This window comes from Streptococcus massiliensis DSM 18628 (assembly GCF_000380065.1).
GTDB classification, from domain to species: Bacteria; Bacillota; Bacilli; order Lactobacillales; family Streptococcaceae; genus Streptococcus; species Streptococcus massiliensis.
Genome location: NZ_KB904409.1, coordinates 1 through 11909, shown reverse-complemented (window position 1 = coordinate 11909; position 11909 = coordinate 1). Strand labels below are relative to the sequence as shown.

The 11909-nt window shown below is 41.0% G+C and carries 12 protein-coding genes; all 12 read left to right on the top strand.

Going from position 1 to position 11909, the window contains the following annotated elements; genetic code table 11:
- Positions 1 to 64: 64 nt before the first annotated feature.
- The 12 genes from A3I3_RS0107665 to A3I3_RS11020 all read left to right on the top strand — a co-directional run bounded on the left by A3I3_RS0107665 (position 65) and on the right by A3I3_RS11020 (position 11874).
- Complete coding sequence (locus A3I3_RS0107665; RefSeq protein WP_018372133.1) at positions 65 to 913, top strand: amino acid ABC transporter substrate-binding protein; 849 nt, start codon at positions 65 to 67, stop codon at positions 911 to 913.
- A gap of 144 nt (positions 914 to 1057) precedes the next feature.
- On the top strand, positions 1058 to 1906 hold the full coding sequence (locus A3I3_RS0107660; RefSeq protein ID WP_018372132.1) for a MetQ/NlpA family ABC transporter substrate-binding protein: 849 nt from the start codon (positions 1058 to 1060) through the stop codon (positions 1904 to 1906).
- Positions 1907 to 2393: 487 nt separating this feature from the next.
- Positions 2394 to 3767 (top strand): M20/M25/M40 family metallo-hydrolase, encoded by a 1374-nt coding sequence (locus tag A3I3_RS0107655; protein WP_018372131.1) that lies wholly within the window; start codon positions 2394 to 2396, stop codon positions 3765 to 3767.
- A complete protein-coding gene (locus A3I3_RS0107650; RefSeq protein WP_018372130.1) occupies positions 3760 to 4824 on the top strand; it encodes a methionine ABC transporter ATP-binding protein in 1065 nt (354 codons plus the stop codon). Before A3I3_RS0107655 ends, A3I3_RS0107650 begins: the two co-directional genes overlap by 8 nt.
- A gap of 1 nt (position 4825) precedes the next feature.
- Complete coding sequence (locus A3I3_RS0107645; RefSeq protein WP_018372129.1) at positions 4826 to 5518, top strand: methionine ABC transporter permease; 693 nt, start codon at positions 4826 to 4828, stop codon at positions 5516 to 5518.
- A 15-nt stretch (positions 5519 to 5533) separates the two neighbouring features.
- On the top strand, positions 5534 to 6172 hold the full coding sequence (locus A3I3_RS0107640) for an MptD family putative ECF transporter S component (protein WP_018372128.1): 639 nt from the start codon (positions 5534 to 5536) through the stop codon (positions 6170 to 6172).
- 71 nt (positions 6173 to 6243) lie between these two features.
- A complete protein-coding gene (locus A3I3_RS0107635; protein WP_018372127.1) occupies positions 6244 to 7083 on the top strand; it encodes an SAM hydrolase/SAM-dependent halogenase family protein in 840 nt (279 codons plus the stop codon).
- 18 nt (positions 7084 to 7101) lie between these two features.
- A complete protein-coding gene (locus A3I3_RS0107630) occupies positions 7102 to 7650 on the top strand; it encodes an ECF-type riboflavin transporter substrate-binding protein (RefSeq protein WP_018372126.1) in 549 nt (182 codons plus the stop codon).
- A gap of 181 nt (positions 7651 to 7831) precedes the next feature.
- The gene (locus A3I3_RS0107625) at positions 7832 to 8593 is read left to right on the top strand and encodes a nucleoside phosphorylase (protein WP_018372125.1); all 762 of its coding nucleotides are present in this window, start codon (positions 7832 to 7834) and stop codon (positions 8591 to 8593) included.
- A 10-nt stretch (positions 8594 to 8603) separates the two neighbouring features.
- A complete protein-coding gene (locus tag A3I3_RS0107620; RefSeq protein WP_018372124.1) occupies positions 8604 to 10283 on the top strand; it encodes an ABC transporter ATP-binding protein in 1680 nt (559 codons plus the stop codon).
- Positions 10276 to 11112 carry an energy-coupling factor transporter transmembrane component T family protein gene (locus A3I3_RS0107615; protein ID WP_018372123.1) on the top strand — a complete coding sequence of 279 codons (837 nt, stop codon included), beginning with the start codon at positions 10276 to 10278 and terminating at the stop codon, positions 11110 to 11112. Before A3I3_RS0107620 ends, A3I3_RS0107615 begins: the two co-directional genes overlap by 8 nt.
- Before the next feature lie 366 nt (positions 11113 to 11478).
- A complete protein-coding gene (locus A3I3_RS11020) occupies positions 11479 to 11874 on the top strand; it encodes a hypothetical protein (RefSeq protein ID WP_018372122.1) in 396 nt (131 codons plus the stop codon).
- The last annotated feature ends 35 nt before the right edge of the window (positions 11875 to 11909 follow it).

The window sequence follows — 11909 nt, the reverse complement described above, 5'->3', positions numbered from 1 at the left end:
CAATATACTGGCGCAAGTAAATAAAATTTGGTAGGATTGATTATAAACTTTTTAGGAGGAAAAGATGAATTTTAAAAAAATTACAAAGTATTCGACTTTAGTAGCAATAGGTGTGTTAGCAGCAGGTTTCTTGGCAGCATGTTCATCAAACAGCAAGACATCGACAAGTTCCAGTTCTTCAGCAGAGAAACAAACCATTACTGTGGCAACCAATGCTTCACCAAAACCATTCAACTATGAAGACGAAAAAGGAGAATTGACTGGTTACGAGATTGAAGTAGTCAAGGCCATTTTCAAAGATTCTGACAAGTATGAAGTGAAGTTTGAAAAAACAGAATGGTCCAGCATTTTTGCAGGTTTGGATAGCGATCGCTATCAGTTGGCTGTTAACAATATCAGCTATACGAAAGAACGGGCAGACAAATATCTTTACGCAAACCCAACTGCTAAAAATCCTAATGTCTTAGTAGTGCAAAAGAATGACAAGTCCATCAAGTCATTAGATGACTTGGGTGGTAAATCAACTGAGGTTGTTCAAGGAACCAACTCTGCGGTGCAACTTGAAAAATGGAATCAAGAACACAGTGACAATCCAACCAAATTGAACTACACCAAAGCTGACTTCCAACAAATCATGAGTCATTTGAATGACGGGAAATTCGATTACAAAATTTTCGATAAAATCGGTGTTGAAACGGTGATTAAAAATCAAAAATTGACTAACTTGAAAGTGATTGAATTACCGAGTGACCAACAGCCATATGTTTACCCGCTTTTGGCAAAAGGGCAAGACGAGCTGAAGACATTTGTTGACAAACGAATTAAAGAACTTTACAAGGATGGCACGCTTGAAAAATTGTCTCAAAAATTCTTTGGTGGCAACTATCTACCAGCAGAAGCTGACATCAAATAGAAAATAAGAGGCAACAGCCTCTTATAGTTGGTCTGCGGGGGTATAGTTTTAACCTATAGCTCTCGCCAGTTAATAACAATTTGTCAGAATAAGAGAACTATGAGATACTAATACAGTATTAATTTACATATGAGGAGAAAAAATATGAAACTTAAAAAGTGGCTAGGAATAGCAGTTGTAGCAGTAGCAGCTCTTGGGCTTGCAGCTTGTGGTACAAGTAAGACTGATTCAGACAAAAATACGATTAAGATTGCAACAATGGGGCGTAGTGATAAAGATCAGCAACTCTGGGATAAAATTCAAGAATTGTTAGATAAAGAGGGTGTCAAATTAGAATTCACTGAATTTACCGATTACTCACAGCCAAACAAAGCAACAGCTGATGGTGAAGTAGATGTCAATGCTTTCCAACACTACAATTTCCTTGAAAACTGGAACAAGGAAAACAAACAAGATTTAGTCGCTTTTGCGGACACAGTTATTTCACCAATTCGCCTTTATTCAGGAACAAAAGACGGCAAAAATCGCTACACTAAGGTATCAGAAATTCCTGATGGAGCTGAAATTGCCGTGCCAAACGATGCGACCAATGAAAGCCGTGCCCTCTATGTTCTTCAAGCGGCTGGCTTGATTAAATTGGACGTTTCAGGAACTGCACTTGCAACAGTTGCAAATATCAAGGAAAATCCGAAAAACTTGAAAATCACAGAATTGGATGCTAGCCAAACAGCACGTTCGTTGACTTCAGCAGATGCAGCGATTGTCAACAATACTTTTGTAACCGAAGCCAAGTTGGACTTTAAAAAGGCGCTTTTTGTCGAACCAAAAGATGAAAATTCACATCAGTGGTATAATGTTTTGGTTGCCAAAAAAGACTGGGAAAAATCACCTAAAGCAGATGCGATCAAAAAACTCGTCAAAGCCTATCACACAGACGAAGTTAAGAAAGTCATTGAAGAATCATCAGACGGCTTGGATCAACCTGTGTGGTAATATAAGATACAAAGGACGTTAAGAAAACGAGAGCACTGCACGAACTTTGTTCGCCCAGCATCCATATCCGTAAGCGAGTAAAAACTCGCAACGGCTACGGAAAAAATAGGAACAATTATCTTTTTTCCGAAGTTTTTAGTCCGTGTTCAATTCTATAAGATACAGAGCCAGCTCACAGACTTATTCCTGTCTAGCACTTTGTGCTGATGGGAAACGAAAGCCACTAGTGTGCGCTTTCTAAAGTCTACACTAATTCCAAAATCAAGAATTACTGTTTTGTTTTTGGAATGTTGGAAAACGAGAGCACTGTGCGGGCTCCCTTCTAATTTCCGAAGTTGAAGTCCGTGGTCAGTTGTCTAAATTCTAGAATTTAGCTCGAACTTAGTTTTGTAAGGTATAAAAATTTTGAAATATAATCGGAGCTGGGCGTCTGCGTTTCAGCTCCACTTTTGCTATAAAATAGCAGGCAAGTAGAAAGAGAGAAGTTATGGCTTTTTCAACAGAGCAAGAGCAAATCAAAAAGTTTGAAAGCGATGAGGTTGCCCAGCATTATTTTGAAGTGCTGCGTACCTTGATTTCTAAAAAATCTGTTTTCGCTCAACAAGTAGGCTTGACTGAGGTTGCTCATTATCTAGGTGAGATTTTTACAGCGGCTGGCGCGACGGTGCATATTGATGAGAGTTACACAGCACCTTTTGTGATTGCAGAGTTTAAAAGTTCTAATCCTACAGCTAAAACGGTCATTTTCTATAACCACTATGATACGGTGCCAGCTGATAGCGATCAGCCGTGGACAGAAGACCCATTTACTTTATCAGTTCACTACGGAGTCATGTATGGTCGCGGGGTTGACGATGATAAAGGGCATATCACAGCTCGTCTGACAGCCGTCCGTAAATACATAAAAGAAAAAGGTGATCTACCTGTCAATATCACTTTTATCATGGAGGGGGCCGAGGAGTCTGCTTCGACAGATCTGGATAAATACTTAGCCAAGCATAAGAAACATTTACGTGGAGCAGATCTGCTAGTCTGGGAGCAGGGAAGGACAGATGCTTTGGGGCGTCTGGAAATTTCTGGTGGAAACAAAGGAATCATCACCTTTGATATGAAAGCGAAGAGCGCAGAGGTGGATATTCATTCGAGTTTCGGTGGTGTTATTGACAGTGCTTCATGGTACCTGATAAATGCTATCTCTAGCCTGCGAGATGACAATGGGAAAATCCTGATTGATGGTCTCTATGAACAGATTGAAGAGCCCAATGAGCGTGAGTTGGCCTTAGTTGAAAAATATGTTAAGAGTGGACCGGAAGAATCCCAGGCGATTTATGGCTTGGACTTACCACTGTTGTCAGCTGAACGTGCAGATTTTCTTCGTCGATTTTATTTTGAACCTGCTTTGAATATCGAAGGTATGAGCACGGGCTACCAAGGTCAAGGTGTAAAAACGATTTTGCCGGCAGAAGCAAGAGCCAAAATGGAAATGCGCTTAGTTCCAGGTTTAGAGCCACAGGATGTTTTAGCTAAGTTGCGTCAGCAATTAGATAAAAACGGCTTTGAAAAAGTGGAACTCATCTATACCTTAGGCGAAATGAGTTATCGAAGTGATATGAGCGCCCCTTCTATTTTAAATGTGATTGAGTTAGCCAAGAACTTTTATCCAGCAGGTGTAGCGGTCCTGCCAACGACAGCAGGGACAGGACCTATGCATACGGTTTTTGAAGCTTTGAAAGTGCCGATCGCTGCCTTTGGTATGGGCAACGCAAATAGCCGAGATCATGGTGGTGATGAGAATGTCCGCATTGCGGACTACTACACCCATGTTGAACTAATCAAGGAGTTAATAACAAGTTATGAGTAAGGAAATAATCAAGCTGGAGCACATTGATGTGACTTTTCAGCAGAAAAAACGTCAGATTCAAGCGGTCAAAGACACAAGCATTCATATCAATGCAGGAGACATTTACGGAATTGTTGGTTATTCTGGAGCTGGGAAGTCCACCCTTGTTCGTGTGGTGAATTTGCTACAAGTGCCGACAGCTGGAACGATTACGGTAGATGGAGACGTGATCTTTGACCAAGGGCGCGTTCAGTTGTCAGCTGAGCAATTACGTCAAAAACGCCGTGATATTGGCATGATTTTTCAACACTTTAACCTAATGAGTCAAAAAACAGCTAAAGAAAATGTGTATTTTGCTCTTAAGCATGCGAATCTAACTTCAGAAGAGAAAGAACAGAAGGTGACAGAACTGTTAGATTTGGTTGGACTTTCTGACCGAGCAGATAACTATCCTTCTCAACTTTCAGGTGGACAAAAACAGCGTGTGGCGATTGCGCGTGCGTTAGCCAACGATCCTAAAATTCTCATTTCAGATGAGGCAACTTCAGCGCTTGATCCGAAAACAACCAAGCAGATCTTGGCGCTCTTGCAAGAATTAAACCAAAAGTTGGGCTTGACTATCGTTCTTATCACTCATGAAATGCAGATTGTCAAAGATATTGCCAATCGTGTGGCGGTTATGCAAGACGGAAGTTTGATTGAAGAAGGATCGGTTTTGGACATCTTTTCAAATCCTCGTGAGGAGCTGACACAGGACTTTATCACAACAGCAACAGGAATCGATGAAGCCCTAGTGAAGATTTACCAGCAGGATATTGTCAAGAATTTGCCAGAAAATAGTATCTTGGCTCATCTAAAATATGCAGGTTCAGCGACCGATACGGCAATTATCAATGATTTGTACAAGAACTATGGCGTATCGGCTAATATTCTCTTTGGTAATATTGAAATCCTAGAACACACACCTGTAGGCGAGCTCGTCGTTATTTTGTCAGGAAATAGTGAGCAGCTTTTAGCTGCTCAGGCGGGATTGAATGAAGCTGGAGTTACGCTTAAAGTTCTTAAAGGAGGTGCCTAACATGTTAGAGTTGATTAAAACGTATTTGCCTAATGTTTATCGAATGGGTTGGGCAGGTCAAGCAGGTTGGGGAACGGCTATCTATTTGACCCTATACATGACAGTCATTTCCTTTGTCATTGGAGGGTTCTTAGGCTTAGTAGCAGGTCTCTTTCTTGTTTTGACTGCTCCAGGGGGCGTTTTAGAAAATAAAGTGGTTTTCTGGATTTTGGACAAGGTGACCTCTATTTTCCGTGCAATTCCCTTTATCATCTTACTAGCTGTACTATCACCATTTTCACATATGATAGTGGGAACGGGTATTGGACCTAATGCTGCTTTAGTGCCACTGTCTTTTGCCGTTTTTGCTTTTTTTGCACGTCAAGTGCAGGTGGTTCTGGCAGAATTGGATAGCGGTGTGATTGAAGCGGCACAAGCGAGTGGTGCAACTTTTGGCGATATCGTCGGAGTTTATCTCAGTGAAGGTTTACCTGATTTGATTCGTGTAACAACTGTGACCTTGATTTCCCTTGTGGGCGAAACGGCCATGGCAGGTGCTGTTGGAGCCGGAGGAATCGGGAATGTCGCCATTTCTTATGGCTTTAATCGCTATAATCATGACGTAACCATTTTAGCCACTCTAATTATCATCATTATTATTTTCCTAATTCAATTTACAGGAGACTTTTTAACCCGAAAGTTAAGTCATAAGTAAAAAGGATTCGTTTACATGAGTTCTTACAAATGGTATAATGATTGGGAATTAGAATATGAAAATGGGAGAATGATAAAGCAATTTATGTTTAATAAAATCAAGCAGACATTTTTATTTGCAGTGCTCTACTTTTTATGTATGGGATTGGGCGTTTTGGTGAACCGTTTTATTGATAAGTCGGGAGTTATGTTTTATGCGCCAGCGTTGACCGGAGTTTTTGGTGGTTTGATTTACTTTTATTTCTTGTCACGTATCCGGCAATTTGGGATGATCACCTTAGTTGGTGTCATGATGGGTGGATTTTTCCTCTTGACTGGGCATATCGCACTAGCCTTTGTGCCAGGACTTCTCTTTGGTCTGTTAGCGGATCTTATGGCTAAACGGGGGAATTACATTAATAAGACCAGCAATAACTTATCTTTCTTGCTGTTTGGCTTTGTAACAACGGGACCAATTTTTCTGATGTGGCTTGCTCGCTCTCAGTACGTAGCAGCTTTAGTTGCTCGTGGGAAATCCTCTGATTATATCAATCGTGTCTTGCTGCCAGCAGATGGCTTTACTATTTCTTGGTTTATTTTCACAGTCATTGCGGGTGCGGCGCTGGGAGCCTTCCTTGGTAGTTGGGTGAATGAAAAATATTTGAAACAAAAGTAGTGGTTCTCATATAAAAGTTGAGTTGGCTATAGAAGAAACTATTATCGTGTACCTAGAAGAAAGGAGAATGAATGAATAACTTACTTGTCTTGCAATCGGACTTTGGTCTGGTGGATGGCGCAGTATCTGCCATGGTTGGTGTTGCTAAGCTTGAGGCACCGGAGCTAGACATCCATCATTTAACTCATGATATTACACCCTACAATATCTTTGAAGCGAGTTACCGTCTTTTTCAGACCATTAACTATTGGCCGAGTGATACTGTTTTTGTTTCCGTCGTAGATCCCGGTGTTGGTTCTAAACGAAAAAGCGTTGTCGCAAAGACTAAGAACAACCAATACATCGTTACTCCTGATAACGGAACCTTATCCTACATCAAAAAACATGTCGGAATAGTTGCGGTAAGGGAAATTTCTGAGGTGGTCAACCGCCGTAAGAATACAGAACATTCCTATACCTTCCACGGGAGAGATGTCTATGCTTATACAGGGGCCAAACTAGCCAGTGGACATATTAGCTTTGAAGAGGTAGGACCTGAGCTAAGTGTGGCAGATATTGTGGAGCTTCCTGTCGTAGAGACGGTAGTTGGAGCAGGCTTTGTTCAAGGGGCAATTGACATTCTTGATGTGCGTTTTGGGTCACTCTGGACATCTATCACGCGCGAGGAATTTAACACTCTATCTCCAGAGTTTGGTCAACGTTTTGAAGTAACCATTTATAATGGAGACATGCTGGTTTATCAAAACCAGATCACTTATGGAAAATCTTTTGCCGATGTACGGATTGGTCAGCCAATTCTTTACATCAATTCGGTTTATCGAGTCGGTCTTGCCATTAACCAAGGATCCTTTGCTAAGGCCTATAATGTTGGTGTCGGCCAGCAATGGCGGATTGAAATCAAACGTGTTTAAAAATTAAAAGGAGATATCATGAAAAATACTTCAATAAAAAATGTAGTAGCAACAGGGATTGGAGCGGCCCTCTTTGTCATCATCGGGATTTTGGTAAATATTCCCCTACCAATTCCAAATACGAGCGTGCAGTTGCAGTATGCTTTACAAGCTCTTTTTAGCCTACTTTTCGGACCTGTTGTTGGTTTTCTGATTGGCTTTATCGGGCATGCTTTGAAAGACGCAATTCAATTTGGTAGTCCGTGGTGGTCATGGGTTTTAGTATCAGGAGTTTTTGGTTTAGTTATCGGTCTGGCTCGTAAACAATTCAAAATTGAAGAAGGAATTTTTGCTCGCAAAGACATCCTGCGTTTTAATGTTTTACAAGTTGTAGCCAATGCTATTGGTTGGGGAATCATTGCGCCGCTTGGAGATATTCTTATTTACTCAGAAGCACCTGCTAAAGTCTTTGCCCAAGGTATCTGGTCAACAGTTGCTAATTCCTTGGTTGTTGGGATTGCAGGAACGCTACTTCTTGTTGTTTATGCAGGTAGTCGCACCAAGGCAGGCAGTTTGAAAAAAGATTAGTGTTTTATGAAAAAAGTCAACTTCAGTTGGCTTTTTATTTTGCTTTTATCAACTAAAATGCTCCAAAACAAGAGTTATAAGTGTAGACTATAACGAGTGTTAGTTAGAAAATGTAGACAGTGAGGGGAGGAACTTCGTCTTTTATGGTACAATAGAGAGACAAACTGGAGTGAGGACGGGTATGCTATTAACTGAATTTGAAGAAACGATAAAAGCTATTATTAATCCAGAAGATTTGATTGAGTCGCTTAAAGATTTTCCTATGGTAGCAGTTTCCTGCTTTGCGCGTGAAACTTTTGCTAGAATCCTTGCAGGTTTTTCTCATCGTGAGATTGCACGAACCAGTATGGCAAATATTGAAATTCCTGTTTATGAGGTGCTTCTGGATGGGCAGTCCATTGCGCTTTACAACTCACCAGTTGGAGCTTCTGCTTGTGTAGCTATTGCTGAAGATTTGGCGGCTATGGGAATGCAGAAGCTGGTGCTTTTTGGGACATGCGGTGTATTGAATGAAGCGATTGCTGCGACTTCAGTTATTGTGCCGACTGCCGCCTTGCGAGACGAAGGAACAAGTTTTCATTATGCTCCGGCAGGAAATGAGTTGCTGCTGAATCAAGCTGCTCAACAAGTTTTATTGGATTTTCTCAATGAGGAAAAAATTTCTCATAGTCAGGGTAAGGTCTGGACAACAGACGGTATTTATCGTGAAACGATTGACAAGCTCAATCGTAGGAAGGAAGCAGGAGCTGTTTGTGTGGATATGGAATGTGCAGCCATGGTTGCTTGGGCGGCTTTCCGTGAAGTAAGCCTGTGCCAGTTCTTTTATGCAGCAGACCACTTATCAGAGGAAAAATGGGATCCACGCAGTCTTGGTAATGATGCAGATTTGGATGAAAAGGATAAGGTTGCAGCAATTGCCCTAGCGGTAGCGCAGCGTTTATAGAGTGATAAAAATGAAACAAGCAATGATTGAATGCAAAAATTTTAGTTTTCAGTATCAAGCACAGACAGAACCAACCTTGAAAAATTTGGATTTGACGATCTATGAGGGAGAAAAGGTGCTCATCATCGGACCTTCCGGTTCAGGAAAGTCAACGCTTGGCCAGTGTCTAAATGGAATTATTCCCTCAATTTACCCTGGTAAACAGTCAGGGAGTTTGACGATTGCAGGTCAGGAAGCTTTTGAACTTTCTATTTATGACAAGTCCAATCTGGTCAGTACTGTTCTTCAGGATACAGACGGTCAGTTTATTGGCTTGACTGTAGCTGAAGATGTTGCCTTTGCACTGGAAAATGACGTTGAAGAACTAACAACTATGCGTGAAAAAGTGGCGCTCTGGGCTGAAAAATTGGATTTAGGATATTTATTGCAGCATCGGCCGCAGGATTTGTCGGGCGGACAAAAGCAGCGGGTCAGTCTAGCGGGTGTTTTGATTGATGAGAGCCCAATTTTGCTTTTTGATGAGCCGTTAGCAAATCTTGATCCCAAATCAGGGCAGGACATTATCGCTTTGATTGATCAGCTGCACAAAGAAGCGGGCACAACGACAATTATTATTGAACACCGTTTGGAAGATGTTTTGTATCGGCCTGTTGATCGGATTATCCTCATCAATGAAGGTCAAATTCTGTTTAATGGTACGCCAGACGCACTTTTGAAAACCAGTTTATTAGCAGAAAATGGTATTCGTGAGCCACTTTATCTGGCGACTTTGCGTCAGCTGGGTATGAATGTTACAAAGCAAGATCATCTAGCAGACTTGGATCAAATTGACTTGACAGGGATTGCTTTTGAAGAACGTAATCAGCAGGCGAGCGCTTTGGCGGCAGACGAGCCCTTGTTGGTTGTGAAAGATTTGAGGGTTTCTTACGGCAGCCAAGAGGTTCTCAAAGGTATTGATGTGACAATTCCCAAAAAGCAACGCATTGCCATTGTCGGCAAAAACGGAGCAGGCAAATCGACCCTTGCCAAAGCCCTGTGTCAGTTTGTTCCAACGACTGGTAGCTTGACTTGGCAGGGAGAGGATATCGCAGGAGATTCGATTAAAGAGCGAGCAGAACGAATTGGTTACGTCTTGCAAAATCCCAATCAGATGATTAGTGAAACGATGATTTTTGACGAGGTTGCAAAAGGTCTGCGCTTGCGGGGAGTTTCTGAAAGCGAGATTGAGGCGCGGGTAGAAGAAGTTTTGAAAACTTGTGGTCTTCATGCTTATCGGAAATGGCCAATTTCAGCCCTGTCTTTCGGGCAGAAAAAGCGGGTGACTATTGCTTCTATTTTAGTCTTGCGACCAGAGATTCTCCTTTTGGATGAACCAACGGCAGGGCAAGACCAACGCAATTATACAGAGATTATGAATTTCTTAGATGACTTGCATGCTAAGGGGCATACCATTATCATGATTACCCATGATATGCAACTGATGTTGGATTATTCAGATCGGGCTCTGGTCTTGGTTGATGGTCAGATTATTGCAGATCAGTCACCACTAGAAGTCTTGACCAATCCAGCTCTGCTTGCCAAGGCTAATTTGAAAGAAACTTCTATTTTCCATCTGGCAGAACGTTTGCGAGTAGATCCTTTAGCCTTAACTCGCTTTTATCGTAAGAGCAAGGAGGAAGCTCATGTTTGATAGTCGAAAAATGATTGGTTACCAAGCGGGTGATAGCTTTTTGCACCGTTTGTCGGGAACAAGTAAATTGCTATTCTTCCTATTGGTGTCCATTGCAGCTATGACGAGCTATGACACACGCCTGCTTTTAGCTATTGCTTTAGGTTCACTAGCCCTTTTTACCCTTTCTGGGATCAAATTTAAGCAGGTATCCATTGTGATCTTACTAGCAAGTTTTTTTGCTCTTCTCAATGTTGTGATGATTTATCTTTTTGCACCTAACTATGGAGTAGGGCTTTACCAGTCCAAGCAGATTTTACTTGAGGGTTGGGGGGCATACAGCATTACTAGTCAAGAACTTTTTTATTTAGGAAATGTTCTGCTTAAGTATATTTGTACCATTCCTTTGGCTTTGATTTTCTTACTAACAACGCACCCAAGCCAGTTTGCGGCTAGCCTCAATCAGATTGGTCTTTCTTATAAGGTTGCTTATTCAGTCAGTTTGACCTTGCGTTACATTCCTGACTTGCAAGAAGAATTTTACATGATTAAAATGTCACAAGAAGCACGCGGTCTGGAATTATCTAAAAAAGCTAAATTAAGTCAGCGAATCAAGGGAAATTTACAAATTATAACTCCTCTGATTTTCAGTTCTTTGGATCGGATTGAGACCATTGCAACAGCTATGGAGTTGCGACGTTTTGGTAAACACAAAAAACGGACTTGGTACACTGCTCAAAAATTTGGTCGAGCAGACCAGCTAGTGACTCTTTTAGGCTTTGCTGTTTTACTAATTGCTCTTACTCTCTTTTTCATCAATGGCAGCCGCTTTTACAATCCTTGGAAATAGCGGAAGGAGCCAGCCAAGTATCAAGTCCTTGTTTTTCTCATCATAATTGGGAATTAGAAATATGTCCATTCGCTGGCTATCGTACCTTTCTGGCCTTCTTTTAGGACGTTTTGCTTGGATTTACAAGCAAAGGATTGTCCAACTAAAGAAAAATAGTTTTGAATAAAGCAAAAACGCAGATGTCTGCGTTTTTCTTAATGTTTTATACTTCTTGTAGCGAGAAAGCTCGGTACATTGTGTTCGTGGAGATTGCCTGCCCCGTTGGTATCCTCGTAGAAGTTCAATTTATTGTTTTTTCATTTACATAAAAGCGCTTTCATAGTATAATTGTTTTGTAAAATATAAAATTATTAGAAAGGATATAATATGAAATTTGCTAGTGCAAGAGTTGTTCAGAGAGGGAAACGGATATACTCTATACGTTTAAGTGAGATTGCAAATAAGTCAGATTTTCTAAAAATAAAAGAACATCTCTTTTGTCCAACAGATAGCTGTAATGCTAGATTAGTTTATAATCGAAGAGGAGATGGAACTGTATATTTAAGTACGCATAAATTTGACGAGCATGATGAAAGTTGTATTTACGTGAATGAAGGTGATCAACCTGTTCGTTCTCAAATTGAAATAGATGAAATAAATGCATCTTTAAATGAAAGTGCTATTAAATCAAGGCTGAAAGGAGCGGCAGCCGCATTATTGGGCTCTATAATTTCTGTAGTGGGTAAAACCACTGTAGGAATTATGGAGCCTATTTTGTTGTAGAAAAAAAGTCCCATAAGACCTATAATGAAAAGCGA

Coding starts and splice junctions, on each gene's coding strand:
- A3I3_RS0107665 (WP_018372133.1), top strand. CDS start 65: ATGAATTTTAAAAAAATTACAAAGTATTCGACTTTAGTAGCAATAGGT.
- A3I3_RS0107660 (WP_018372132.1), top strand. CDS start 1,058: ATGAAACTTAAAAAGTGGCTAGGAATAGCAGTTGTAGCAGTAGCAGCT.
- A3I3_RS0107655 (WP_018372131.1), top strand. CDS start 2,394: ATGGCTTTTTCAACAGAGCAAGAGCAAATCAAAAAGTTTGAAAGCGAT.
- A3I3_RS0107650 (WP_018372130.1), top strand. CDS start 3,760: ATGAGTAAGGAAATAATCAAGCTGGAGCACATTGATGTGACTTTTCAG.
- A3I3_RS0107645 (WP_018372129.1), top strand. CDS start 4,826: ATGTTAGAGTTGATTAAAACGTATTTGCCTAATGTTTATCGAATGGGT.
- A3I3_RS0107640 (WP_018372128.1), top strand. CDS start 5,534: ATGAGTTCTTACAAATGGTATAATGATTGGGAATTAGAATATGAAAAT.
- A3I3_RS0107635 (WP_018372127.1), top strand. CDS start 6,244: ATGAATAACTTACTTGTCTTGCAATCGGACTTTGGTCTGGTGGATGGC.
- A3I3_RS0107630 (WP_018372126.1), top strand. CDS start 7,102: ATGAAAAATACTTCAATAAAAAATGTAGTAGCAACAGGGATTGGAGCG.
- A3I3_RS0107625 (WP_018372125.1), top strand. CDS start 7,832: ATGCTATTAACTGAATTTGAAGAAACGATAAAAGCTATTATTAATCCA.
- A3I3_RS0107620 (WP_018372124.1), top strand. CDS start 8,604: ATGAAACAAGCAATGATTGAATGCAAAAATTTTAGTTTTCAGTATCAA.
- A3I3_RS0107615 (WP_018372123.1), top strand. CDS start 10,276: ATGTTTGATAGTCGAAAAATGATTGGTTACCAAGCGGGTGATAGCTTT.
- A3I3_RS11020 (WP_018372122.1), top strand. CDS start 11,479: ATGAAATTTGCTAGTGCAAGAGTTGTTCAGAGAGGGAAACGGATATAC.